Source organism: Arsukibacterium sp., from assembly GCF_018402695.1.
GTDB lineage: Bacteria > Pseudomonadota > Gammaproteobacteria > Enterobacterales > Alteromonadaceae > Alishewanella.
The window spans coordinates 16246-41182 of record NZ_JAGYIM010000014.1; the positions used below are offsets into that span (position 1 = coordinate 16246).

22 protein-coding genes and 1 tRNA gene are annotated in these 24937 nt (G+C 49.2%); 16 read left to right on the forward strand and 7 right to left on the reverse strand.

What is annotated here, in order from left to right; translation table 11 throughout:
- The first annotated feature begins 3 nt into the window (after positions 1-3).
- A complete protein-coding gene (locus KG631_RS07090) occupies positions 4-1470 on the forward strand; it encodes a hypothetical protein (RefSeq protein WP_213997300.1) in 1467 nt (488 codons plus the stop codon).
- Positions 1471-1473: 3 nt separating this feature from the next.
- Here KG631_RS07090 and KG631_RS07095 read toward each other — a convergent pair whose 3' ends face one another.
- On the reverse strand, positions 1474-2868 hold the full coding sequence (locus KG631_RS07095) for an MFS transporter (RefSeq protein WP_213997303.1): 1395 nt from the start codon (positions 2866-2868) through the stop codon (positions 1474-1476).
- Positions 2869-2871: 3 nt separating this feature from the next.
- Entirely contained in the window at positions 2872-4935 is a 2064-nt protein-coding gene (gene metG / locus KG631_RS07100) for a methionine--tRNA ligase (RefSeq protein ID WP_213997311.1), read from the reverse strand.
- 150 nt (positions 4936-5085) lie between these two features.
- Here metG and apbC point away from each other — a divergent pair, with 150 nt between their 5' ends.
- The 4 genes from apbC (at position 5086) to KG631_RS07120 (ending at position 8298) form a co-directional block, all read left to right on the forward strand.
- Positions 5086-6018: an iron-sulfur cluster carrier protein ApbC gene (apbC, locus tag KG631_RS07105; RefSeq protein WP_213997313.1), complete on the forward strand. Its 933-nt coding sequence runs from the start codon at positions 5086-5088 to the stop codon at positions 6016-6018.
- Between the two features lie 2 nt (positions 6019-6020).
- Positions 6021-6611, forward strand: coding sequence for a dCTP deaminase (gene dcd / locus KG631_RS07110; RefSeq protein ID WP_213997315.1), 591 nt, complete (start codon positions 6021-6023; stop codon positions 6609-6611).
- 185 nt (positions 6612-6796) lie between these two features.
- Positions 6797-7723: a DMT family transporter gene (locus KG631_RS07115; RefSeq protein WP_213997317.1), complete on the forward strand. Its 927-nt coding sequence runs from the start codon at positions 6797-6799 to the stop codon at positions 7721-7723.
- Entirely contained in the window at positions 7723-8298 is a 576-nt protein-coding gene (locus KG631_RS07120; protein ID WP_213997319.1) for a glutathione S-transferase family protein, read from the forward strand. The genes KG631_RS07115 and KG631_RS07120 overlap by 1 nt, the downstream gene beginning before the upstream one ends.
- Before the next feature lie 14 nt (positions 8299-8312).
- On the opposite strand, the gene KG631_RS07125 is transcribed toward KG631_RS07120, so the two are convergent.
- Both KG631_RS07125 and KG631_RS07130 read right to left on the reverse strand, forming a co-directional pair.
- Positions 8313-8870: a YaeQ family protein gene (locus tag KG631_RS07125; RefSeq protein WP_213997322.1), complete on the reverse strand. Its 558-nt coding sequence runs from the start codon at positions 8868-8870 to the stop codon at positions 8313-8315.
- Positions 8871-8954: 84 nt separating this feature from the next.
- Positions 8955-9644, reverse strand: coding sequence for a superoxide dismutase (locus KG631_RS07130; protein ID WP_365868434.1), 690 nt, complete (start codon positions 9642-9644; stop codon positions 8955-8957).
- 255 nt (positions 9645-9899) lie between these two features.
- Between KG631_RS07130 and KG631_RS07135 the strand changes: the two genes are divergently transcribed.
- Positions 9900-10382: a DUF4124 domain-containing protein gene (locus KG631_RS07135; protein WP_213997332.1), complete on the forward strand. Its 483-nt coding sequence runs from the start codon at positions 9900-9902 to the stop codon at positions 10380-10382.
- A 120-nt stretch (positions 10383-10502) separates the two neighbouring features.
- Here the strand turns inward: KG631_RS07135 and KG631_RS07140 are convergent.
- Positions 10503-10579, reverse strand: a tRNA-Pro gene (locus KG631_RS07140).
- 153 nt (positions 10580-10732) lie between these two features.
- On the opposite strand from KG631_RS07140, the gene KG631_RS07145 reads away from it, so the two are divergent.
- The 9 genes from KG631_RS07145 (at position 10733) to KG631_RS07185 (ending at position 19640) form a co-directional block, all read left to right on the forward strand.
- Complete coding sequence (locus KG631_RS07145; protein ID WP_213997333.1) at positions 10733-11698, forward strand: DUF4382 domain-containing protein; 966 nt, start codon at positions 10733-10735, stop codon at positions 11696-11698.
- 157 nt (positions 11699-11855) lie between these two features.
- The gene (locus tag KG631_RS07150; RefSeq protein WP_213997337.1) at positions 11856-12728 is read left to right on the forward strand and encodes an EamA family transporter; all 873 of its coding nucleotides are present in this window, start codon (positions 11856-11858) and stop codon (positions 12726-12728) included.
- 120 nt (positions 12729-12848) lie between these two features.
- Positions 12849-13958, forward strand: a complete 1110-nt coding sequence (locus tag KG631_RS07155) for a 1-acyl-sn-glycerol-3-phosphate acyltransferase (protein ID WP_213997341.1) — start codon at positions 12849-12851, stop codon at positions 13956-13958.
- A gap of 2 nt (positions 13959-13960) precedes the next feature.
- Positions 13961-14812, forward strand: coding sequence for an EamA family transporter (locus KG631_RS07160; protein ID WP_213997347.1), 852 nt, complete (start codon positions 13961-13963; stop codon positions 14810-14812).
- Positions 14813-15058 carry a DUF2960 family protein gene (locus tag KG631_RS07165; RefSeq protein ID WP_213997354.1) on the forward strand — a complete coding sequence of 82 codons (246 nt, stop codon included), beginning with the start codon at positions 14813-14815 and terminating at the stop codon, positions 15056-15058.
- A 65-nt stretch (positions 15059-15123) separates the two neighbouring features.
- The gene (locus KG631_RS07170) at positions 15124-16251 is read left to right on the forward strand and encodes a M14-type cytosolic carboxypeptidase (protein ID WP_213997358.1); all 1128 of its coding nucleotides are present in this window, start codon (positions 15124-15126) and stop codon (positions 16249-16251) included.
- Positions 16252-16305: 54 nt separating this feature from the next.
- Positions 16306-16629 carry a zinc ribbon domain-containing protein gene (locus tag KG631_RS07175; RefSeq protein ID WP_097110331.1) on the forward strand — a complete coding sequence of 108 codons (324 nt, stop codon included), beginning with the start codon at positions 16306-16308 and terminating at the stop codon, positions 16627-16629.
- 4 nt (positions 16630-16633) lie between these two features.
- Positions 16634-16915 carry a DUF1315 family protein gene (locus KG631_RS07180; RefSeq protein ID WP_213997361.1) on the forward strand — a complete coding sequence of 94 codons (282 nt, stop codon included), beginning with the start codon at positions 16634-16636 and terminating at the stop codon, positions 16913-16915.
- On the forward strand, positions 16905-19640 hold the full coding sequence (locus KG631_RS07185) for a DUF349 domain-containing protein (RefSeq protein ID WP_213997367.1): 2736 nt from the start codon (positions 16905-16907) through the stop codon (positions 19638-19640). Before KG631_RS07180 ends, KG631_RS07185 begins: the two co-directional genes overlap by 11 nt.
- 24 nt (positions 19641-19664) lie before the next feature.
- Here the strand turns inward: KG631_RS07185 and ansA are convergent, their stop codons facing one another.
- On the reverse strand, positions 19665-20690 hold the full coding sequence (gene ansA / locus KG631_RS07190; RefSeq protein WP_213997371.1) for an asparaginase: 1026 nt from the start codon (positions 20688-20690) through the stop codon (positions 19665-19667).
- Between the two features lie 68 nt (positions 20691-20758).
- Positions 20759-22639 carry a signal peptide peptidase SppA gene (gene sppA, locus KG631_RS07195; protein WP_213997381.1) on the reverse strand — a complete coding sequence of 627 codons (1881 nt, stop codon included), beginning with the start codon at positions 22637-22639 and terminating at the stop codon, positions 20759-20761.
- A gap of 179 nt (positions 22640-22818) precedes the next feature.
- On the opposite strand from sppA, the gene KG631_RS19190 reads away from it, so the two are divergent.
- Positions 22819-24837: an FAD-dependent oxidoreductase gene (locus KG631_RS19190; RefSeq protein ID WP_213997387.1), complete on the forward strand. Its 2019-nt coding sequence runs from the start codon at positions 22819-22821 to the stop codon at positions 24835-24837.
- Positions 24838-24937 lie beyond the last annotated feature (100 nt).

A 24937-nucleotide genomic window follows, 5' to 3' on the forward strand; every position in this document is an offset into this window, starting at 1 on the left:
ACAATGCCGATTGGAAATGTAGGTAAATCCAATTTTACTAAAGCTGTTAAAGCACTGTTAAACCGTATTTATGACGATACTGTGGTGGCCGACTCACTGTTCGAACAAGCTGCGCTATGGTTTGGAAGTTTCGCTGAGCGTGAGCACCAACGAGCAGAATGTGAACAACAGGTATTTTTATTTAAAAACCGCCAGGCTCAGGCAAGTAAAGGTGATCAGGCGCTTATTGAGCGTAACCTGCAGCAGGCACAACATGAGCAGGAATTATTCAATAAGCAACAGCAGCAAGCCAAGCTGAACCTTTATGAGTCGTTACGTCTTTTGTGTCTGGACATTCAGACATTATCTGAAAGTGATTCATTTGAAGAGACTAATATCCAGACGGCAAAAATGCTTGGCACTATTCAGTTGATGTCGCCAACAGAGGGTAAAAACGTTGCGCCGTCTAATCAAAAAAGTAAGCACCTGTATAAAGCACTGCTAAGTTTACGCTTACTGGACAGGCTGTTACTGGACGGAAATATCAGCCATCCGTTTATCGTTAACCGGTATAAGGCCAGTGCAGAAACTCCGGCAGAAGATGAGTACCAGCCGTTTCGGGATGATGTGCAGGTGCCGCTGCTTATGGCAGCACTGCTTCAGGATATTGGTAGCTGTCATCCGGATGCACAGCGTATCCTGAAAGGACCGGCTGGCGATTTAGATGAATTCCGGGTGCTGGAGAATGATGAGCGAACGGAGCTTTTGAAAATAAGCTATCGTGAAAGCCTGAATTTTGTGGTGCAAGCAGTTGGTATTGGCGCCTACCAGGGTAATTCAAAAGAACAACGTGACTGGTATTTGCAGAATGAGCGGGAGAAACAGGCATTTCTGATATTTCTGTTAAAAAACGCTATCAAACCCGAGCATGGCGTCGGCAATTTGCTGAAAATTCCGCAAATTTATACCTCAGTTGTGCTATCCACCAAAGCCAATTATAGCTATGACTCATTGCCTAAGGTCGGCCTGGTGCTGGAGAAAGGTGTTGAAAAAGGGGTTTACAGCCCGGTTGCAGTAGCCGGCCTCCTTAAAATTACCGGGGTTTTCCCGCAAGGATTCGGGGTTACTTATATCCCCAAAGATTCCGATCGACAGGATTTAGATCGCTATGAATATGCCATTGTTACCGGCTTATATCCGGACGATCCGCGGATGCCGGTATGCCGGATGGTTACCCGTAACCTTACTTACAACGTGTCTGCGCAAGGCTGTATCGTTAGTGTAGACAATAATTTGTATTACCCGCAGGCCCGGAAAAAACTGGAGCGGATTAGTGAAGAGCGTTTACTGGAGATTTTAAGCAAGCTGGTTTCTAATTTCGAAGAGCGTAAAAGTATGGCCTTGTTGCCTAAGTGTTGGCATCCGGAAGAATATTTTTCCTACACTAAAAACCAGAATCTCTGGAATAAAGCATTAATGAACCAAAATTAGCGGTTAATCTGGTTTGGTCGCTGCAGCGTCATCCACGTTTACCGGCGTGTCGGCTGCTGGACCGGGTTCAGGTGCTGGCTCGGTCGTCATGTCAGATGCATCCTGGGCAGCCGGCTGCCCGGTAACCTCATCGCGCATTTGTTGTTGCACCAACTCTTCGTTTACCCGCGGATCGAGTGCTGCCGCCAGTGGTGAGGACACAAGATCACCCGATGCTACCTGATAATCTGAAGATTGTTGTTGTGACAACATCCTTTTGGCCATTTTCTGATTATAGTTAACCCGCTGCAGCCGGATAAACAGAATTAAACAGGCCAGTGACATATAGCCATAAAGCATGCTGTTACCCAGCAATTGCATCAGGCCAGACGCAATTAATGGGCCGATCGTGGCACCGATACCAAAGGTTAATAAAATGGTGGCAGAGAGTGCTACCCGCTCTCCAGGCTCAATATGCTGATTCGCTAGTGCTGTAGCCAGTGGGTACAGGGTAAAGGCCAGAATACCAAAGCAGAATGTTAAGCCGATTAACAGCGGGCCTGTCACGGGCAAGATAGCCATGGTGAGTACCAATATTCCCAACAGCGCACTGTTGACCCTTAGTAACCGGCTGCGGGGGATCTTATCTGACAGTTTACCCATCGGCCATTGGGCCAGTAAACCAGCAAAAATAGTAGCCGACATAAACACCGCTATTTCTTTGGTCGATAAACCCGAACCCGCGGCAAACGCTGGTGCCAGACCATAAAAAGATCCTGAAATGCCGCCGGCCATCAGGATGGTAGTCAGCGATTGCGGTACCTGACGCCAGAAAGGCAGAATTTTCAGCGGCGCCGGGTGCAGCGGTGCAGGGTGGATCCGCTTGGTCAGCGCTATCGGGACGATACAAAGCGCATAACAAATACCTACCAAAAGTAACGGCTGCAGACCCAGTTCCGGGAAAAACGATAAGACCGTCTGGCCGCCAACCATACCAACATAGGACACAATCATATAACTGGCGAATACGGTTCCACGTTGGTTGGTGTCAGCTTGTTCATTTAACCAGCTTTCCAGCACCATATACTGGCACATCATGCCGGTACCAACCAGTAAGCGCAATGCCAGCCAGACTTGCAAGTCGTCAGTCAGGGCATGGCCTAACGCTGAAGCAGTTACCATGCCAGCACTGGCAACAAAAGTACGGATGTGACCTACCCGGCCAATCAGTTTATGGCCCAGTTTAGAACCCACCACCAGGCCGAGATAATAAGCGGACATCATGCCGCCAATCCACAGTTGCTCAATGCCATCTGCCGCCAGTGATAACCCCAGATAAGTAGTTAACAGGCCGGCACCCAGCACCATTACCAGGGTAGTGGCAAACAGTGATGAGAAACTGCGAAACGGGCTAAGCATGCTTTATTTTACCCGCATACCCGGCAATGCGCCGTCGTCCGGGCTTAAAATAAATAAATCACCGCCACCAGGACCCGCTGCCAGCACCATACCTTCTGATAAACCAAAGCGCATTTTGCGTGGAGCCAGATTGGCCACCATTACAGTACTGCGGCCGATCAGATCTTCTGGAGCATATGCCGCTTTAATGCCGGCAAATACCTGACGGGTTTCACCTTCACCAATATCGAGCTGTAATTGTACCAGTTTATCGGCGCCTTCAACCGCGCTGGCACTGACTATTCTGGCTACCCGCAAATCTATTTTGGCAAAATCCTCAATACTGATGGTGTCGCTGACAGGTTCGCGCCCGGCAGGGGCAGCAGATTTTTCAGTTGTTTTAGCTTGTTTGGCCCCAGCGGGCGCAGGTGTTTGCGGTGTTGCCTGCAGATTGTCAGTTGAGGCTTCAACCATCGCAGCGACTTTTACCGGATCAACCCGCTGCATTAACGCCTTAAACGGATTAATGACATGGTTAAGCAGCGGAGTCTGGTAGTTCTGCCAGCTAAGCTCAGTATTTAAAAAGGCTTCAACGTCGCCGGCCATTACCGGTAATACCGGCTTTAAATAGTGCATTAGTACCCGGAATAAATTGAGGCCCATTGAGCAAACATCATGGGCTTCTTGCTGGCGCGCGTCGTCTTTCACCAAGACCCAGGGCGCTTTATTGTCAATATACTGGTTTGCTTTGTCGGCCAGCGCCATAATATCCCGAATAGCTCTGGCAAATTCTCGTTTCTCAAAGCTATCGGCAATGCTGTCACCAGCACTAACAAACTCTTGTAACAGGGCAGGCTCCGCGACAGTGGCAGAGAGCTTGCCGTCAAAGCGCTTACTGATAAAGCCGGCACAACGGCTAGCAATATTTACCACTTTGCCGACTAAATCAGCATTTACCTTCTGAGTAAAATCATCCAGGTTTAAATCCAGATCGGTAATGCCTGAAGTCAGTTTCGAGGCAAAGTAATAGCGTAAATATTCCGGGTTTAAATTATCCAGATAGGTGCGGGCTTTAATAAAGGTTCCGCGAGACTTAGACATTTTGGCGCCATTAACGGTGACAAAGCCATGAGCGTAAACCGCGTTCGGTTTGCGAAAACCGGCACCGTCCAGCATCGCCGGCCAGAAAAGGCTGTGGAAATAAATAATGTCTTTGCCGATGAAGTGATACACCTCGGCGGCAGAGTCTGGACGCCAGAAGCTGTCAAAGTCGATATTGTTGGTATCACAATAGTTTTTAAAACTGGCCAGATAGCCAATAGGGGCGTCCAGCCAGACATAGAAAAACTTGCCTGGCGCGCCGGGTATTTCAAAGCCAAAGTAGGGGGCATCACGGCTGATATCCCACATCTGCAAACCGTCGGTAAACCATTCCTGCAGTTTATTGGCCATTTCCTCCTGCAGGGCGCCGCTGCGGGTCCATTCTTGTAACATCTGGCTGAAGGCGGGTAAATCGAAAAAGTAATGCTCAGAGTCTTTTAATACCGGTGTAGCACCTGACACCACAGAGCGGGGGTTTTTCACATCGGTCGGGCTGTAAGTCGCGCCGCAGACATCACAGCTATCGCCGTTCTGGTCCAGCGCACCACATTTCGGACAATCACCTTTTACGAAGCGATCAGGCAAAAACATGTTTTTCTGTGGGTCATACAATTGGCTGATAGTTTTGCGTTTAATGTAGCCGGCCTGGTCCAGGCGTTGATATATCAGACTGGCAAATTCGCGGTTTTCTTCGCTGTGGGTTGAATAGTAGTTGTCAAAGCCAATAGCGAAACCGGCAAAGTCGGCTTCATGTTCAATCTTGGTTTGAGCAATCATTTGCTCCGGAGCAATACCCTGCTGCTGAGCCTTCAGCATTATTGGAGTGCCATGCGCATCATCAGCGCATACATAGTAGCATTCATGTCCACGGGCTTTTTGAAAACGCGACCAGATATCGGTTTGAATATATTCAAGCAGGTGGCCTAAATGGATAGGGCCGTTGGCGTAAGGTAAAGCGCTGGTGATTAAAATTTTCCGTTGCGACATCGGGTGGGCTCTTTGCATAAATAACTGAAAAAAAGTTGCTTAATGATACAATAGCCAGCATTAAATCGCATCCGCCAAAGCCTTGATGCGGCAAAAATGTGGCAGATAACTGCGAATTTTCTGTTATCTGCGGGAATGTTTGGAGCAACAATGTTTAATTGGTTGAAAAAACCGGCTGAAAAGGCCACTACGACGGGTGAAAATGTTAATCACCCGGATGCTGAGCCAACACCGCCGGTAACTGAACTCGGTGATTTGTTGACGCTGCTCGCTGCAACTGAGCCGGTAATGCGAAATATTCAGCATATTGTACTGGTTGCCTCTGGTAAAGGTGGCGTTGGTAAGTCAACGACCGCAGTTAACCTGGCTGCGACACTGGCTCAGCTGGGCCTGCGCACGGGTTTGCTGGATGCGGATATCTATGGGCCCTCTATTCCGTTAATGCTCGGACTGGAAGGGGCAAGAGCTGATTCACCCGACAACAAACTGTTAAACCCCAAGCAAGCCTTTGGTTTAAGTTTGCAATCTATTGGTTTTTTAGTCGATCCGGATAAAGCTTCAGTCTGGCGCGGCCCAATGGCCAGTCAGGCGTTGTTGCAACTGATTAATGAAACCCTGTGGCCAGAGCTAGATATTTTAATTGTCGATATGCCGCCCGGTACCGGGGATATCCAGCTTACTCTGGCTCAGAAACTAAAAGTGAGTGGCGCAGTGATTGTTACAACGCCACAAGACGTTGCCCTGAGCGATGCTGGTAAAGCGATTACGATGTTTAACCAGGTAAAAATTCCAGTACTGGGGCTGATTGAAAATATGAGTTATTACCTGTGTCCGCATTGTGGCGAGGCTGATGATATTTTTGGCACTGCAGGCGGGCTGCGACTGGCTGAACGTTATCGGGTGCCAGTGCTTGGCCAGTTGCCACTGGAGCGCCAGATCCGCGAGTATGCCGATAGGGGTAAACCCGCTGTGTTAAAGCTGCAGCCAATCGCAGAAATTTACCGTACAATCTGCCACAAAATGTTAACTAATATGACCGGCGCCACTGCGCAGCAGGTTGAAATTATAATAACGGATGATTAAGCATGAGATTGAGTGATCGTGATATAGAGCGCTACCTGGCTGAAGGTAAAATTGGCATCACCCCGGCGCCGGAGGCTGATATGATCAGTGGAGTCAGCGTTGATATCCGGCTTGGCAATAAATTCAGAGTTTTTCAGGCGCATGCGGCGCCCTATATCGATTTAAGCGGGCCGCGGGCGCAGGTAGATGCAGCGTTGAACTCAGTGATGAGCGATGAAATCTACATTGCCGATGATCAGGTATTTATACTACACCCGAGTGAACTAGCGCTGGGCGTTACTCAGGAGTCAGTAAGGTTGCCTGCAGATATTGTCGGCTGGCTGGATGGTCGCTCGTCGCTGGCACGTTTAGGTTTAATGGTACATGTTACCGCGCACCGGATAGACCCGGGTTGGTCGGGTAATATTGTGCTGGAATTCTATAACAGCGGTAAGTTGCCGCTGGCACTGCGGCCACACATGAAAATTGGCGCGCTCAATTTTGAATTAATGACCTCACCGGCAGACAGACCTTATAACACCCGGCCTGATGCTAAATACCGGCAGCAAACCGGTGCTGATGCCAGCCGCATTGGCCATGACGACAAAAGCTGAGATAACGGTGGACGACTAGCCATTAAAAAACCCACGACTGAGCGTGGGTCAAAAGCTATAAAGCAAAAATGAAGCGGGATGATTATGCAATAAAACTGCATAGCTTGGCAACATTAAGCCGTTAAATTTTTGCGGTTATAGATGGTGACGTTATTTACAAAGTGTTTGAAGCAGGGAACCAAGCCATGACGCCTGGTAGTATTATCCGATTATTGTTTCTGGCCGCAATCTGGGGCGCTTCTTTTTTATTTATGCGGGTTGCGGTAGCCGAATTTGGCCCCGCCTGGCTGATGTTTGGCCGGGTGCTGCTGGCATCCTTGTTTCTGGCGGCGGTGGCGCTGGTTTATCAGCGCAGCTTACCTGTTCGCCAGTATGCCGGCCATTTTATGCTGCTGAGTTTTTTTAACACTGCGTTGCCTTTTTTATTGTTTGCCTATGCCGCGCAAACCCTGACCGCATCGTTACTGGCGGTACTCAATGCCACCGCGCCGTTGTGGGGCGCTCTAATTGGCTGGCTGTTTTTTCGCCAGAAAATGACGGTAAAAGTACTACTGGGTTTAGGGCTTGGGATCAGTGGTGTGGCTATCCTGGTAGGCTTTGATGATGTTGTTGCCTACAGCGTTGCCTTACCTGCTGTTGCTGCGGCCGCTGGTGCAGCTTGTTGTTACGGTATTGCTACCTGGTACACCCGGCTGGCAAGGCCGGTACCGGCATTTGTCAACGCGCACGGTAATATGTGGGGTGCTACATTGTGGTTGGTGCCCTTGCTATGGTTTTTGCCAATGCCGGTAGCAGAGCCCGCTACACAAAGCATACTGGCCGTGCTGGCGTTAGGTATTCTTTGTACGGGTGTAGCATACTTATTATATTTTCGGTTGGTGCAGGATTTGGGGGCAACCCCGACGCTAACAGTCACCTTTCTGATCCCGGTATTTGGCGTAGTCTGGGGCCACCTGTTTTTAGATGAAATAATTGGCTGGCATACTCTGGCGGGTGCCACTATTGTTATTGCCGGTACTATGCTGGTTACCGGTTTTAGTATCAGGGCTTTTCGTGCTGCACCTGTGTTGACGGAGCAAGCGTTAAAAGAACAAGAGTTAAAGGAGCAATAATGAAATTATATGGTTCACAAACTTCACCCTATGTCAGGCGGATCCGTTTATTCCTGTCTGACACTGATTGTGAGTTTATTAAGCTGAATATTCTCGAGGATGCTGATCGTGAAATTCTGGCGGCGATGAATCCAACGTTGCGCATCCCGATGCTGGCCGATGCTGAGCAGACTATTTTTGATTCAGGGGTGATCTACCGTTATCTGGCGGCAAAGCAAGGAGAGCCGGCACTTAGCTGGTATCAGGAAAATCAGTTAACCGTAATCAATGCGGTGAATGATTCACTGGTGATGTTATTTCAGTGCAGCCGCAGTGGCCTTGATACGAACGAAGATAAGCTGTTTTACAATTTACAGCGTGAGCGGATTGCCACGTCATTATTTGTACTGGAGCAACAAGCGGCCAATGCCGAGTTCGCTAACTGGCGTTATCCGGCGATGGCACTGTACAGCTTGCTTGACTGGATTTTGTTCCGCGAGCTGCTTGAGCTGGATGATTATCCAGCGCTATTGGCCTTTGTTGAGCAGAATCAGCAGCAGCCGATGGTCGCTGACACAGACCCACGGCTGGGGTAATTAAACGGTTGTGATTAAACGGGTTGCTGCGCTTGTTTTAACACAACCGGTTCAATCAGCACGCTTTGACTGGCATCAGATAACCAGATCTGACCTTCACTGATATTGCACTGCAGCTGCATATTACGATTAACCAAAGCTGCCATCTCTTTTACAGCCGCTTCAGGAATTTCCGTTACCTGTAAATTTTGATAGCGCTGCAGCGCTGGTTCAATATTTTTCCACCAAACCGGCACGCTGCGGCCACCATAACAGAACAACTGCACCTGCCGCGCCCGGCCACAGGCTTTACGTAGCCATTTTTCATCACTTTGGCCAAACTCAACCCACAAATTAATGTTGCCAGTTAAATCGCAATCCCACAGCTCTGCCTGATCTTCCTCTGCACTTAAGCCTTTGGTAAACGTCAGGCTATCGGATGCATTAATAATAAATGCCAGCAAGCGCACCATCATCCGCTCATCGTTTTCAGAGGGATGCTGAGCCAGAGTTAAACTGTGATCCTGATAATAGTTACGGTCCATATCCGCGATTTGCAGCTGAACTTTAAAAACAGTCGCTTTAAGTGCCATAGAGATATACCCGCCATAAAAAAGCCGCAGTGTAACGCAGCACTGCGGCTATCGCATCAAAAACAGTAAAGAAGCTTGCCAGCCTTAGTTGAGTGCAGAGCGATGTAACTCGTTAACCTTTTGCCAGTTTACCAGTTTCCACCAGGCCGTAGCATAGTCGCCACGCTTATTCTGATATTGCAGGTAGTAAGCGTGCTCCCAAACATCCAGTGCCAGTATTGGCGTGCCCTGCACATCAACGACATCCATTAGCGGGTTGTCCTGATTTGCGGTTGAAGTGACGACCAGTTTGTTATTTTCGTCCAGAATAAGCCAGGCCCAGCCGGAGCCAAAGCGGGTTGCTGCCGCCTGATTAAAGGCATTTTGCAACGCTACTAAGGAACCAAAATCGCGTTCTATTGCTTTTTGAAGTTCTGTTGACGGCTCGCCACCCTGGCCGGCAGGAGCCATGATTTGCCAGAACAGCTGATGGTTGTAATGACCACCGGCGTTATTGCGAACCGCATCGTTATATCGTGACATCCGCGACATAATAGCTTCCAGCGGCAGTTGTGCTAAATCCGGAAAGGTTGCAACCTGGCCATTTAAATTATTCACGTAAGCCTGGTGATGCTTACCGTGATGAATTTGCATGGTTGCTTTATCAATAACCGGCGCCAACGCATCAGCGGCGTAGGGCAGTGGTGCCAGGGTAAAGGGTTCGGCCGCTGTAGCGAGTGTACTTACTGAAAATAACGTAGCAAGCAATAGTGATTTGGCGGTTTTCAGCATGATAGATAACTCCTGTTAAACACTAAAATATAATGATACAAAACACAATGTGCCGGTGAATCTGAGTTAACAGCTTAAATTTAAAGGTAAAGATACTATAAACTTAAGACAGCTGGATAGCTACTAACAACGTGCGGCGCCATTCTGCCGGCAGCAAGAATGGTAAACAGTTCTTAACAATTTCAAGCCGACACACGCTGGATGTTTACGTCCTATCGTTTATCATTGGTTCAATGAAAGGAATTGGAAGAATTGTTAATGAAACTCATCGTTATCAGCGGCTTGCTCTCGTTGCTGCCATTTTCGACAATAGCAGCGGTCTATAAATGTCAGCTAAATGGCGTCACAACTTACAGCCAAATTCCCTGTAGTGATGACGCTGAACAAACCGGCTATGCCACAGACAACATTGATAGTCTGAACAACCAGCAACAGCCTGCAGCGCAAACTGAAAGCCCATCTGAAACATTGGTCAGGGTGCGCAATGCGTTAACTAAACGTGATATGCAACTTGAAATAACTAAACTTAAGGGGGACAAGGCCAGGTTACAGAGCCGGCGTGATATCGAGATCACAAAATTGCGGCAGTCTAAGCTTAACGCAAACAATAATCTTGCTGGCGCGGTATGGGAAGAAAGTTTGTCAAAAGAGATGGCTGCAATCGCAGCGCAATACGATACCGATATCCGTGCAGTTGATAGCGAGATTGACCGCCTGTCAAAACAATTGAGACGGCTTTAATGACTGATGCCATGCCAGGGCATGATTGATAATCAGCGTTGCAAACATCTCAACCATATTCCAACTTGAAACAGAAATAAAAAAGCCGCTTTGCTAAGCGGCTTTTTTATTGGAATTTAATGGTCGGTACGAGAGGATTCGAACCTCCGACCCCTTCACCCCCAGCGAAGTGCGCTACCAAGCTGCGCTACGTACCGACGTAGCGCGTATCATAATGATTCCCCGCCAGAATGCAATGCCGGATGAGTTGACTGCAGCAAATTTCGCCAGTTTGGAATGAAACGCGTTGATTAAGTAAAGGTTCAGCCCCGATGGCGTTAACTAACAGCACCATTATGGAGGGTAATACAATGAAAAAAGCAATTATAACCGGCGCAGTTATTGCCGGGATATCTACGTTAACTGCTTGTGGTGGTTCATCTGATAATGATCCTCAGTCAGTCAAATTCAGCCTCAGTGTCAGTGACGCGCCGGTTAACGGCGCCAGGGTGGTGATGGTCTGCTTTAATGAGGTGGAACTAACCGGCAACGGCGTGGGCAGTCAAAGTTTCACCATAGGTGACGACGATAATGCCGCTGAAGCGAACGATAACTGTCGGGATGAGCAGGGCAACGTAATTGCAAATACCCGGGGGATCGATTTGCTGCTGCTTGACGGCGCTAAATCGGAGGCGCTGGTGAGTGAAGCTGAATTTGCAGCCGGTAACTATGGTCAACTGAGACTGGAGATCGCTGAGGGCAGTTATGTTGAGGTTGAAGATGGCAGCCGTGTCCCTCTACGAGTGCCTTCCAACGAATTGAAGCTGGGAGGCGTAACATTGTCTGCCGGGGGCACTTTTAGTTACACTCTGGAGTTCGATTTACGAAAAGCCATGGTCGATCCGGTTGGTCAGGCCGGTTATCTGTTAAAGCCCACAGGCTTGCGGTTGGTTGATAATAGTGAAATTGGCCATATTACCGGTCAGGTTGCTGAAGGGATATTAATTAACAATAATTGCACTGTTGCCCCGGCGGATGCAGCAATACCTGTGGCTACAGTGTATTTATATCAAGGTGCAGACCGGCCGCTTGATGAGTTGTCAGACACTGGCGGTGATAATAGCTATCAACCTTATACCAGTACCAATGTCTACTTTGACGGTGTAAGCGAGTATAATTACAGCATTGGTTTTATTGATGCTGATAGTTATACGGCAGCATTAAGTTGTGACGTAGCAGATGATCCGGAAGCTGCAGATCAGATTGAATTTTTACAGGCTCAGAACGTAGAGATATCGGTAAGTAGTACACCGGTTGAACTTGATTTTGTAGAGTAAATTTTGTAACAGCCAATAATTTTAACCACCACTTTTTAGCGACAGCATTGTCTGCTGTCGCTATTTTCAGCTTTAATAATGACTATTTGTATAGCTTGCTATTCAAACCAGTCCTTCCTTGCTAGCATAGCCGTCTTTACGTCTTCTGGTGCATGCCGTGTTGTGGATCCCATTTACCTTGCTGGCTGCTTTTATGCAGGCCTGGCGCAATGCGTTTCAAAAACAATTAAGCAAAGAGGTAAAAGTGGCCGGTGTTACCCTGGCGCGCTTTATCTGGGCGTCGCCGTTGGCTGCGCTGTATTTATGGGCGCTATATCAATGGCAACCGGCTCCGTTACCACAGCTAAGTGGCAGTTTTGGCGGCTTTGTTATTGGCGCAGCGCTGGCGCAAATTCTGGCCACGGCGTTAATGGTGAAGCTGTTTATGCTAAGAAACTACGCCATTGGTGCTGGGCTGGCAAAAAGTGAAGCGGTATTGGCGGCAGTGCTGGGCGTGTTGTTTTTCAGTGAAACGTTAACGCCGTTAGGTTGGCTGGGCGTGGCGCTTGGTGGCGGAGCGGTGTTTTTACTAAGTGGCGCCAGCTTACGCCAGTTATCCTGGCCGGTAATGCTGCTGGGTTTGGGAAGTGGTTTAGCCTTTGCGCTAACCTCATTATGGGTGCGTCAGGCCAGCCTGGTGTTAGGTTTACCCTTTCCACACGGTGCTGCCTGGGTATTACTGCTGGTGATAGTGTTACAAACCGTACTTTTACTGATGTGGTTGGGTTTGCAAGATCACGCCACGCTGCGAGCGCTGTGGCAACGGCCAAAGTTAACTGTGCTGGTAAGCGTGTGCAGTTGTGTGGGCTCGGTTGGCTGGTTTACAGCGATGAGCCTGGAGTCGGTGGCTCTGGTGAAAACTCTGGGCCAGGTAGAAGTACTATTTATGTTACTGATTTCTTCATTTATTTTAAAAGAGAAGTTAGTACGAAATGACCATCTTGGCTTAGCGCTGATCGTATTGGCTGCTATTTGTGTTATGTGGGCCTGACAGGTTAATTACCAGCTGTGCCTGTGGTAATTCAGCCAGAATTAAATGCGTTCTTTGCTGGTGAATTTTTGCTAACTCAGTAAAATAGGCCGCTGTTTTAAGCAACCGAACTGAGTAAAAGTGGAGCAATTGGAGCAGGATCCTTTCGCCGACATCCGGCCATATCATGATAACGAAGTTGCGCCGGCTATTTCGCGCCTCATTGCTGATCGCGAATTTATTCAGGCCATTTTGCATTATCGCTTTCCGCGCTTATCCGGGCCTTTTGGCTGGCTGTTGTCGCCGTTGGTTCGTTTATGGTTGAAACGCCGCTGGGCCAGATTGAAGTCGGTAAGGGCAGTGCAGTTGCAGGTAGCCGGCTTTATGGACCGAATGATTGCCAGCACCACTGATAAAGTAACCTATTCCGGGTTGGAGCAGCTAGACCCGACGCAATCTTATTTATTCTTATCGAATCATCGGGACATTGCGATGGACCCGGCGCTGGTTAACTGGTGTCTGCATCAGCAGGGCTTTGCTACCGTGCGAATTGCCATTGGCGATAATTTGCTGCGCAAAGCCTGTGCCACTGAGCTGATGAAGTTAAATAAAAGCTTTATTGTCAAACGGGGCGCCAAGGGCCCGCGTGAAATGCTAAAGAATCTGACGCAATTGTCTGCGTATATTAAACACTCGCTGGATGACAATCATTCTGTCTGGATTGCGCAACGTGAGGGGCGGGCCAAAGACGGTAACGATCAAACCGATCCAACAATTCTTAAAATGTTTTATATGCAGGGCAAGAAGCAAGGGCTCAGCTTTAATGAGTACCTGCAAAGCCTGAATATTGTGCCAGTGTGTATTTCATACGAATATGACCCCTGCGACAGTGACAAAATTAATGAGCTATGGCAGAAGAAAACCCAGGGCAGTTATCAGAAAACCGAATTTGAAGATATTGATGCCATTATAAAAGGCATTGTCGGTTATAAGGGCAGGGTACATGTTGCTTTTGCTAAGCCACTGCGGGCATTACCAGATGACCCGGATACAGCCGCAGATTATATAGACCAGCAAATCTGGCAACACTATCGCCTTTACCCCATCAATGCGCTAGCTGCTGGCAGAAGTGAACCTGCTGCAACCGAAAAAGCGACCGAGCAATGGCAGCAACGGCTGCAAAGTGTGCCGCCAGGCGCTCATGACATGATGACGGCGTTATACGCGGCACCCGTGCTGAAAAAACAATAATAATGGGCTATTTACTCAGTGTGACCGTGCTGTGGGCATTTTCGTTCAGCCTGATTGGAGTGTACCTGGCAGGCCAGGTTGACCCTTATTTTGCCGTGCTTAGCCGAATACTATTAGCATTATTGTTATTTAGCCCTTTGTTGCTGCGTTACCGTTTTGCCAGCAGCCTGGTGCTGCCGGTGATTGGTCTGGGGGCCTTGCAGCTGGGCCTGATGTATTTGTTTTATTACCAGTCTTTTTTGCTACTGACTGTGGCCGAAGTGTTAGTGTTTACCATTTTTACGCCGCTATATATCACCCTGCTGCATGATGTGCTGGCCAAACGCTTTAATCCGCAGTTTTTGCTGGCAGCGCTGATTGCGGTGTTGGCGGCAGCCATCATGCGCTACCAGTCGTTTAGTGAACATTACTGGGCTGGTTTTGCCGTGGTGCAAGCAGCTAATTTGTGCTTTGCCCTGGGCCAGGTAGGGTATAAAAGGTTGCTGGCTGGCCAGGGGGATATTAAACAATATCAGCTGTTTGGCTGGTTTTATGTCGGTGCGGCGTTAATCGCTATTCCAGCCTGGTTACTGCTGGGCAACGAGCAATACCCCGATACAACGGTGCATTGGGCAGTATTACTCTGGCTGGGGCTGGTTGCATCGGGCCTGGGCTATTACGGTTGGAATAAAGGCGCCACTCAGGTTTCCAGTGGCATGCTGGCAGTGATGAATAACGCACTTATTCCGGCCGGGCTGCTGGTTAATGTAATTATCTGGCAACGTGATACGGATTTAGTGCGCCTGAGCATTGGCTGCGCTATGATCGGTTTTTCAATCTGGTTGTGCCGCAGGCCAGCCGGGCAGGGAGGTTAAGTGGCAAGACAAGTACAGTACACCTTTAAAGGCACCACTAAAGTTATCGCCTTTAGCTATGATCGTTTTGTCGATTTATACGAGGCGGTTGCTGCTGCGGAAGGGATTGATCTCAGCGGTTTTCTGGCAATGGAACAGCAGGTGGCAAAAACGGCCAAAGATAAAGCGGCTATTAAGAACTTCCGGCAGCAAGCCTTTACCAAAATGGGCTTTAGTAATATTACTTTTCTGCGCGACGAGACCTGAAGCCCATGTTCAGCCCCATGCGGCTATGTTAGGCTTTCAGCATTTAAAAAAACAGGAACTGAATTATGAAAATCACCAGCAACTTTGACAGTGGTAATATCGAGATAATAAAAGCCGACGATCCGGCCGATATTCAACTGGCCATTCGTAAAGATAACCAGTCAGATTTTTATCAGTGGTTTCATTTTCGGTTAAACAGCCCGCATCCCCAAATGCATAAAATTACCCTCACTAATGCTGCCGGCTCAGCGTACCCCGATGGCTGGCAGGACTACCAGGCGGTGGCTTCGTATGACCGTCAAACCTGGTTTCGGGTGGAAACCGAGTACGATGGTCAGGCACTAACGATTAATCACTACCCGGAAGCAGAGTCGGTTTATTTTGCTTATTTTGCCCCTTACAGCTATGAGCGGCATCAGGATTTACTGCATCAGGCACAAAACGACTATAACTGCCAGTTGATAGATCTAGGCGAAACCCTGGATGGCCGTGATATGAGCCTGCTGGTAATCGGTGAGCCGGACGACAGTAAAAAGAAAATCTGGATCACAGCCCGCCAGCACCCCGGTGAAACCATGGCCGAGTGGTTTATTGAAGGCTTACTCGATAGACTACTGGACGAAGATGACGGCGTGGCCCGCAGCCTGTTGGCGAAAGCGGTATTTTACATTGTGCCGAATATGAACCCGGATGGCAGTGTTCGCGGTAATTTACGCACTAATGCCGCCGGTGCTAATTTGAACCGTGAATGGCAAAACCCAACGCTGGATCGCAGCCCGGAAGTGTATCTGGTACGCCAGAAAATGCTGGAAACCGGCCTGGACATGTTTTTAGATATTCACGGTGATGAAAACCTGCCCTATAACTTTGTTGCCGGCTCTGAGGGCGTGCCTGCATATAACGAACATATGCGCCAGCTGGAACAGGATTTTAAAGCCGCTTTGTTGACAGTGACACCGGAGTTTCAGGTAAAACATGGTTACGACAAGGATGAACCGGGGCAGGCTAATTTGACGGTTGCTACTAACTGGGTGGCTGAACAGTTTAAATGTCTGGCGTATACCGTGGAAATGCCGTTTAAAGATAATGCTGATTTACCCGACGCGGCATTTGGTTGGTCAGATATCCGTTCAATGAAACTGGGCCAGGATAGCCTGAGCGCCATTTTGCAGGTGGTAGATAAGCTACGTTAAGGTATTCTGGTGGCCAAGCCAGAGAAGTAAAGATTAGAACGAAAGGTAAGTATTATGGCAATTATTTCCTGCCCGTACTGTGGGCAACGAATTTCCGATAAAGCAACAGCGTGCAGTAAATGCGGTGGCGATCTTAGCAGCAACACGCCAGAGCAACTGGCTGCCATTGAACGGGAGAAGAAAAACCGTAAAATGCAGTCGCTGATGAACCAGTCGATGCTGGCCATGGTATTGTTTCTGGGCGGCTTTGGTATTTTATACTGGTGGCAACCGGCAAATCACAGCTACAACCAATATTTATCAAATGCAGCGATTGCCCTCGGCTTCTGTTGGTATGTGGTTACCCGGGCCCGTATTATTATGTTGAAGCGAAAGTAGCCTTATGGATTTTAAAGCGTTGGTTAGCGCTATGGCGCCGGAAACCTATCAAAAACTGGCTGATGCTGTTGCCACCGGACGCTGGGCCGATGGCACAGCACTGACTGAACAACAGAAAGCGCAAACCTTACAGCTGGTGATGGCCTATCAGGCTACGGTGCTAAAGTCAGACGAATTATTTACTGTGGGCGCCGATGGTCAGCTAATCCAGAAATCGAAAGCTGAACTGAAAAAGCAATTTGACAACAATGATGCAATAGCAAGGTTCGGACACGATGATATTTAAAAACTGGTTTAAACCGAAGTGGCAACACCCTGATAGTGCCACTCGTCAGCAAGCTATTGCCAGCCTGTCTGCCGGCCAGCGCGAGCATAAAGAAATTTTGCACGAACTGGCATTTAACGACAGCAATGAGACTGTGCGGCGCAGTGCCTTAGAGCACCTGAACGACTTTTCCTTATGGTGGCAGGCAAGTAAGCAAGACAGCAGTGATAAGTTACGTCAGTACGCTGAGCAACAGTTACTGACCATGCTGCTACAACAGCAAATTTCAGCACCGTTAAAGCGCCAGTTTGTTGCCCAGTGCAACCGGTTAGCATTGCTGGAACAATTAGCCGGGCGGGAAACTGACGCCGAAATTCTGTTTAGTGTGTTACAGCGATTAAATAACCCAGAGCTGAATATGGCTGCGCTGACTGGCCAGGTACTGACCATTACCCAGAAACAGCAGTTACTGGCACAACTGGATGACCAGAAACAACTGGAAAAGCTCAGTAAAGTGCTAAGTGGCGAACTGGCTCAGCAACTGCAACAAAAAATCAGCCGGTTGGCTGAGCAAAAGCAAAAGCCATTAAAAGTTCGCAAGGATATAACCCTGCTACTGGCCAGATTAAATGCCTTGCGCGAACGCTATGCAGTTGCTGAGATCCCGGCACAACTTGCTGAGTTGCAAGGCCAGTGGCAGCACCTGCAAACGGAGCTGGAATGTCTGCCTGCCATTGAAGCTGTCGGGCTTGCTGAAAAGTATCAGCAACTGCGCAGCAAACTGCAAAGCTGGCTGACACCGCAACTGGAGCAACTGGCGCGGGAGAAAGCACAAGCGGAGCAACTGGCAGCCGCTACTGAACAGTATCAGCAGTTTTCGGATGCTATTACTGCGCTGACGGCACAATTGACTGAAGCATTGGCTAATGTGGATATCAGTGCAGCCGAAGCTATCGCCGAGCAGTTAGCAGTTCTGTCTGCGCAGATTACACAAAACACGACTGTCAGTGAATCCCAGCGGAAAAATCTGCTAAAACAGCAACACACTCTGGCCAGTCAGTTAAGCAGTTTACCGCAAACCGCAGAGAAGCTTAGTCAGGCGTCGAGCTTAGTCAGTGATTGGGCTGCCCAGGTGTTACCGGCAGATCCTACCGAGCTTGCTGCAGCAAAAGCGCAATTAACTCAGTATAAAAATAACTGGAACACTATCACTGCAGAGTTACCGCTGGCGGTGCCGGCCTCGCTGGCCACTGCAAAGCAACAGTTGCAGCAGCAGTGGCAACAGGCTATTGCCGCACTTAGCAACCAGAGCGAACGTGCGGTGCGCCAGTGTCGTAGTAAAATTGCTGAGTTTAAACGGCTGGACCAGCAGGGCCGCTTTAAAGTGTTATTTGGCTTGTTTAAAGGGATCAGCGCAGATTACGCTGTACTTAACGAGACTGAACAGCAGAAGCTGGCGGCTGACTATGAGTTTGCCAGTAAGCGGATTACCGAGCTGGCTGACTGGCAGGAATATATTGCCACCCCCCGTAAACAAGAATTGCTGGCACAACTGCAGCAACTTGCAACAGCAACCCCGGATGATATTCCAGCCCGGGCCGAACAGGTAAAACAGGCCCGCCAGCAATGGGGCAGTTTTGGTAAAGCGGGAGCAGAGCAGGAAGCAGAGTTAAATGCCGCCTTTGATGTTGCTTGCGAGCAAGCATATGCGCCGTGTCGGGCGTACTTTGCGGAACAGGATGCCATAAAAGCGGCAAATTTAACGGTACGTGAACAGATTGTTGCCCAGTTAGAGCAGCTGGCGGCTGCGCAGCCGGACGCAGTAGCACTGGACAGCGGGTTAAAGTCGCTGACTCAGGCCTGGCAGCAAGCCGGCCCGGTTAAACGTCAGGATTTTCTGGCGGTGCAGGCTCGCTATCAGGCCGCAGTTGAGCCGTTAAAAGCCAGGGCAGCTGAGTTTCAGCAGCAGGTAGCCGAACAAAAACAAGCGTTGATTAACGAAGCGCAGGCCGCCGTAGCACTTAGCGACAGCAACCAGAGCAGTAAAATACTCAAAGAGTTGCAACAACGCTGGAAAACACTGGGTTTTGCCGGTAAAAAACATGATCAGCAACTATGGCAGCAATTCCGCCAGGTTTGTGATGGTTTCTTTAATCAGCGTCAGGCGGCATTTGCCGAGCAGCAGCAACAGCAGCTGGCGCAGGAACAAACGCTGAGCAGCGCGCTTAGCGACATTGCTCAACAGCTACAGTCGTTAACGACAGAAAGTACCAGTAGTGAATTTGCCGCGGTGAATGAGCAGCTGCAGCAACTGGATGTCGGGGTTATTGCCAGTGCCCGTAAGCAGCGCGACAACTTGCAGCAACAACTGGCGGCGTTAATAAAGCAACAGGCCAGTCAGGCGGCGCAGCACGATACGAAAGTGCTATTTGAACAGTTAGCTAAACCAGACGGCAGCTGCGACAGCTGGCCGGCACAGTTTAAACCGCAAGCTGAGCTGGCCGGTGCGCTGGGGTTAGATCGTAAAGGCTTAACCCAGGCACTTGAGATCGTCAGTGACATAAATAGCCCGGAGCAGGAGCGCGCTGAACGTCAGCAAGTACAGCTTACTTTGCTGACCTTAAAGCACAATGCAGGAGAAGTGACTGATAAACACAGCTTGCTTAAGCATTGGCTGGCGTTTGGACCGGTAGCGGCAGCAGAGCAACATTTAGTAGAGCGGCTTAAGGTCATTTTCTTAAACTAAACCACCTGGCTAACTGATCAGGGATTAAGCCCCCTGATCAGTTAGCTCACCGCGTAAATTCTGCTGCATTTTCTGACGGATCTGCGATGCATCTAACGGCTGGCTCAGCAGGTAATGCAGCTTAGTCAACGTCGCTTCCAGGGTCATATCAAAGCCACTGATCACGCCGCAGTTTTTCAGGGCATTGCCGGTGGCATAGCCGTCCATATTTACCTTGCCTTTAAAGCACTGAGTGCAGTTAACCAGAATTTGCCCGCGCTCTGTCGCCGCCTGCAGTACTTTCAGCAGTTCTGGCCGTTGTGGCGCATTACCCACGCCGAATGACTTAATGATCAACGCCCGTACCGGGGCATTCAGCATATTGCTGATGACATCGGTGCTGATCCCGGGGTACAGCGTGACAACACTGATTGGTTGCGGGGTAATTTCAGCAACCTGTAAGTCTGCTACCTTTGCCGGGGCCGGGCTGACTTTGCCTTCAATCAAATCGATGTTAATTCCGGCTTCGAGCAGCGGTAAAAAATTGGGTGAGGCAAAGGCATTAAAACCATCAGCATCGGCCTTAGTGGCGCGGTTACCGCGAAACAGCTGGTTATTAAAAAATAACGCTACTTCGGCAATCGGATAGTTGGCCGCCAGATACAGCGCATTAAGCAGATTAACCTGGCCATCAGAGCGAAGCTGGGCCAGCGGAATTTGCGAGCCGGTGATAATCACCGGTTTTTGCAGATTCTCCAGCATAAAAGATAACGCTGAGGCGGTGTATGCCATGGTGTCAGTGCCATGCAATACCACAAAGCCATCATACTGCTGATAATGCTGCTGAATATCGCTGGCGATATGCTGCCAGTGGGCCGGGGTCATATCTGAAGAGTCGATAACCGGATGATACTCATGAATATCAAACAGGGGCATGTCGGGATGAAAAAACTCCGGCATTTGCTTAACTGTGGCACTTAAAAAGCCAGGCACTGGCACAAAGCCCTGACTGGATTGTTGCATGCCAATGGTGCCACCGGTATAGGCGACATAAATACGTTTTCTATTCATATAAGCAATGTTTACCATAAAAAATGCCCGCAGAATGGCGGGCATTGTAGTAGAAATTAAGGTAACTGTCAGTTAACGGTGCAGGTTACACAGTATGAATAGATACCGTTAGGGTCGTTAAACTGGTTCAGAATAACAAAGTCCTGGCGCAGTTGCTTGCTAACCCGCTGCAGCATCTGTTGCTCTGGCGACGCTTGTGTCTGTGGTAACCAGCCATTTGCCTTGGCACTGCCGAACAATTCTTTCAGCATCTGTTCGGTCGGGCTTAATTCCTGAGTAATAACCTGTACATCATAGTTATCCAGGCCTGCTTTTTCAGCTGCCGCTGCGATGGCGTCGTCAAAGGTACCCAGTTTATCGACCAGACCCAGCTCAAGTGCGGTGCTGCCGGTCCATACCCGGCCCTGGGCCACGGCATCTACTTCAGACACTGACATATTGCGATTGCTGCCAACCATGGTTAAAAACTCACTGTAACCGCGTTCAATTAATAACTGGAACACATCTTTCGCTTTGTCGTTTAAGCCTTTGTAAAGTGGTAAGCCAGAAGACAGGCCGGCCAGTTCAGTGGTACCGACGCCATCGACGTTTAAACCCAGGCTATCTAATGAGTTTTCCAGAGTATGTAACAGGCCGAAAATGCCGATTGAACCGGTAATGGTGGTAGGGGACGCCCAGATCTCATTGGCTGGTGCCGCTATCCAGTAACCGCCTGAGGCTGCCACAGCACCCATAGAGGCGATAACCGGCTTGCCAGCTTCCCGTAGCAACGCAATTTCCTGACCAATCACTTCTGAAGCGAATGCGCTGCCGCCACCGCTGTCAATCCGCAGTACCACCGCTTTTATTTTGTCATCAAAGCGTGCCCGGCGTAACAATGCTGCCGTTGAATCGCCACCAATGGTGCCCGCTTTGGCAGAGCCATCAACTATCATGCCCCTTGCTACCACTACCGCGACTTTCGAGGTTAACGGATTAACAAAATTACTGTTGGCAATGGCGTACTTGGCGTAGTCGTCAAAGCCAACGTGGTTATATACATGCTTGTCATTTTCACCGACGATGCCAATCAGTTTCTGCCGGAACTGTTCACGGGTGGCAATATTGTCGGCAAAACTATTATTGATAGCATACTGGGCGGTGTCGCCATCGGCAGCCTGCAGCTTCTGGTATAAAGCGTCATAGGTTTCGTCAAAGTTGCTAATATCAAAGCCACGGCGGCTGCTGACGTCCTGCTTGTAGGTGTCCCACAAATCAGATAGCCAGGCAATATTGGCTTCTTTGGCGGCTTCAGACATATCGTTGCGCAGGAAAGGCTCTACTGCTGACTTATAAGTGCCGACCCGGAATACATGGGTATTCACTTTCAGCTTTTCCAATGCCTCTTTGTAGTACATCGGATAGCTGCCATAACCTTCCAGAATAACCGCACCCATTGGGCTTAAGCTGATCTCATCAGCATAGCTGGCCAGGTAGTACTGGGTTTGACCATAATATGCCCCATGGCTGAATACCTTTTTACCGGCCGCTTTAAAGTCTGCAATTGCGGCGCCAACCCGTTGCATTTTATCGATAGAGGCATAGCCTAAACCAGATACATCTAACACCATTGCCTGGATCCGGTTATCCGTTGTCGCGGTTTCAATTACTTTTACAACATCTGATACCAGCATTTCCGGTGATTCTTCACCGGCACCCAGGCTTTCATTGACTGCGGCAGATACCGGGTCTACCCAGCGCTTTTCTTCAACTAAATCACCGTTCAGGTTTAATACTAAGGCCGCTGTATCGGCAATTTCAACTTCGTCCTCACCGCTGAACATGGCAACCAGTACAAAAGCGACAATCAAGATAAACAGCAGGTTTAGTACGGTAGAGCGGAAGCCTTTATAGACCCGCCAGATAGCGCCAAAGAAGCGGCGAATTGGACCTTTTTTCGGTTCGGACATAATAAATTCCTGTATGAGTTCCTGTAACGGAAGCGAAATGATAGTTTTATTACCGCTATGCTAACCAATTTAGCTGCAAAGACTAAATTGAATTTGTAAGTAAATGTTTAGCACTTGCTATCAATAGCCAAAGCGGCTACATTCTTCATAATTTCACAGGTACGACCAGAGAGGCGGCGGTGGCATATCAAAAATTATTACAACCACTGGATTTAGGTTTTACTACCCTGAAAAACCGGGTAATTATGGGCTCGATGCATACCGGCCTGGAAGAAGAAAAAAATGGCTTCGCCAAGCTGGCCGCCTTTTATGCTGAACGCGCTAAAGGTGGGGTGGGCTTAATTATTACCGGCGGGATCAGCCCAAACTTCCGGGGTAATCTGGTGCCGTTTGGCAGCCAGCTCAGCCATTGGTGGCAGGTGAAAAAACATTGCCAGATAACAGAGGCAGTACATCAGCACGATGCAAAAATTTGCTTGCAACTGCTGCACGCGGGGCGTTATGGCTACCACCCGTTTAATGTCGCGCCCAGTAAAATTAAATCGCCGATCACTCCGTTTAAACCTGCCGAGATGTCAAAGCGGCAAATTAACAGCACCATTAAAGATTTTGCCTATGCCGCTAAGCTGGCGAAAAAAGCCGGTTACGACGGCGTTGAGGTCATGGGCTCGGAAGGCTATTTAATTAACCAGTTTATTTGTCAGCGCACGAACCGGCGCCAGGATGAGTGGGGTGGCAGTTTTGCCAACCGCAGCCGCTTTGCCATTGAAACGGTAAAAGCCGTGCGCGAGCAATGCGGCACTGACTTTATTATTATTTACCGCTTATCGATGTTGGACTTAGTTGAAGACGGCAACAGCTTTGAAGAAGTCGTCGAGCTGGGTAAAGCCATAGCCGAGGCCGGCGCCACCTTAATTAATACCGGCATTGGCTGGCATGAGGCACGGGTGCCAACTATTACCACCCGGGTGCCGCGCGCTGCCTTTAGCTGGATAACCGAGCGGGTTAAAAAAGAGCTGAGTATTCCGGTTATCGCCACCAACCGGATTAACGACCCGCAAGTGGCCGAAGATATTCTGGCCAATGGTCAGGCCGACATGGTATGTATGGCCCGGCCGTTTTTAGCCGACGCCGATTTTGTCAATAAAGCTGCGGCTGATAACGCCGATTTAATAAATACCTGTATTGCCTGTAATCAGGCCTGTCTGGACCATGTATTTCAGAACAAACGGGCCAGCTGTCTGGTTAACCCCAGAGCCTGTTATGAAACCGAGCTTAACTTTACCCCGGCAGCGCAGCCGAAAAAGCTGGCAGTGGTCGGTGCTGGCCCTGCCGGCTTAGCCTTTAGTGTGTATGCAGCGCAGCGCGGCCATCAGGTGCATTTATTTGATAAATCGCATCAAATCGGTGGCCAGTTTAACTACGCCAAACAAATTCCGGGCAAAGAAGAGTTTCATGAAACGCTGCGTTATTTTGGCAAAATGATTGAGTTGCATGCGATAAAGCTGCATTTAAACTCGGAGCAAACTGCAGCCAGCCTGGCCGAACAGGGCTTTGATGAAGTGATTCTGGCAAGTGGTATTTTGCCAAGGGATATTGCCCTGCCAGGGCAGGACCACCCGAAAGTACTGAGTTATTTAGATGTGTTACGCGATCATAAATCGGTCGGTAAAAACGTCGCCATTATTGGTGCCGGCGGCATCGGGTTTGATGTAGCGGAATACCTGACCGAAGATAACTCATTAACCCTGCAGCCCGATGCCTGGTTAAAAGAGTGGGGCGTAGATAAAAGCTATCAAAGCCGTGGTGCGTTATTACCTGACAGCTTGCCAGAGCCCGCTGCCCGTAAAATTTATTTAATGCAGCGTAAAGACAGTAAAGTTGGTGCGGGTTTAGGTAAAACCACCGGCTGGACTCATCGCGCTTCTTTGAAGAAAAAAGGCGTCGAGTCGATGGCAGGGGTTAATTATCTGAAAGTAGATGATAACGGCCTGTGGCTGGAAATAGGCGGCGAAGAGCGTTGTCTGGATGTCGACAACGTCATTATCTGCGCCGGCCAGGTGCCGCAGCGCGCGCTGCAGCAAGGCCTGACCGAGCTCGGCATTCGCCACCATCTGATTGGCGGCGCCGACGTAGCCGCCGAGTTAGATGCTAAACGCGCCATCCGCCAGGGTGCAGAGCTGGCGGCGCAGATTTAGCTGCAGTTAGTTTGCTACCCCTTTTTTGTTAAGCGAGCCGCACCATCATGGTGCGGTTTTATTTTGTCATCCTGCTGTAACCCAATTTTCGTTTCCCAAC

Excerpts from the sequence above, each read along its gene's own strand:
- KG631_RS07090 (WP_213997300.1), top strand. The coding sequence starts at position 4 with ATGCCGATTGGAAATGTAGGTAAATCCAATTTTACTAAAGCTGTTAAA.
- KG631_RS07095 (WP_213997303.1), bottom strand. The coding sequence starts at position 2,868 with ATGCTTAGCCCGTTTCGCAGTTTCTCATCACTGTTTGCCACTACCCTG.
- metG (WP_213997311.1), bottom strand. The coding sequence starts at position 4,935 with ATGTCGCAACGGAAAATTTTAATCACCAGCGCTTTACCTTACGCCAAC.
- apbC (WP_213997313.1), top strand. The coding sequence starts at position 5,086 with ATGTTTAATTGGTTGAAAAAACCGGCTGAAAAGGCCACTACGACGGGT.
- dcd (WP_213997315.1), top strand. The coding sequence starts at position 6,021 with ATGAGATTGAGTGATCGTGATATAGAGCGCTACCTGGCTGAAGGTAAA.
- KG631_RS07115 (WP_213997317.1), top strand. The coding sequence starts at position 6,797 with ATGACGCCTGGTAGTATTATCCGATTATTGTTTCTGGCCGCAATCTGG.
- KG631_RS07120 (WP_213997319.1), top strand. The coding sequence starts at position 7,723 with ATGAAATTATATGGTTCACAAACTTCACCCTATGTCAGGCGGATCCGT.
- KG631_RS07125 (WP_213997322.1), bottom strand. The coding sequence starts at position 8,870 with ATGGCACTTAAAGCGACTGTTTTTAAAGTTCAGCTGCAAATCGCGGAT.
- KG631_RS07135 (WP_213997332.1), top strand. The coding sequence starts at position 9,900 with ATGAAACTCATCGTTATCAGCGGCTTGCTCTCGTTGCTGCCATTTTCG.
- KG631_RS07145 (WP_213997333.1), top strand. The coding sequence starts at position 10,733 with ATGAAAAAAGCAATTATAACCGGCGCAGTTATTGCCGGGATATCTACG.
- KG631_RS07160 (WP_213997347.1), top strand. The coding sequence starts at position 13,961 with ATGGGCTATTTACTCAGTGTGACCGTGCTGTGGGCATTTTCGTTCAGC.
- KG631_RS07170 (WP_213997358.1), top strand. The coding sequence starts at position 15,124 with ATGAAAATCACCAGCAACTTTGACAGTGGTAATATCGAGATAATAAAA.
- KG631_RS07175 (WP_097110331.1), top strand. The coding sequence starts at position 16,306 with ATGGCAATTATTTCCTGCCCGTACTGTGGGCAACGAATTTCCGATAAA.
- KG631_RS07180 (WP_213997361.1), top strand. The coding sequence starts at position 16,634 with ATGGATTTTAAAGCGTTGGTTAGCGCTATGGCGCCGGAAACCTATCAA.
- KG631_RS07185 (WP_213997367.1), top strand. The coding sequence starts at position 16,905 with ATGATATTTAAAAACTGGTTTAAACCGAAGTGGCAACACCCTGATAGT.
- ansA (WP_213997371.1), bottom strand. The coding sequence starts at position 20,690 with ATGAATAGAAAACGTATTTATGTCGCCTATACCGGTGGCACCATTGGC.
- sppA (WP_213997381.1), bottom strand. The coding sequence starts at position 22,639 with ATGTCCGAACCGAAAAAAGGTCCAATTCGCCGCTTCTTTGGCGCTATC.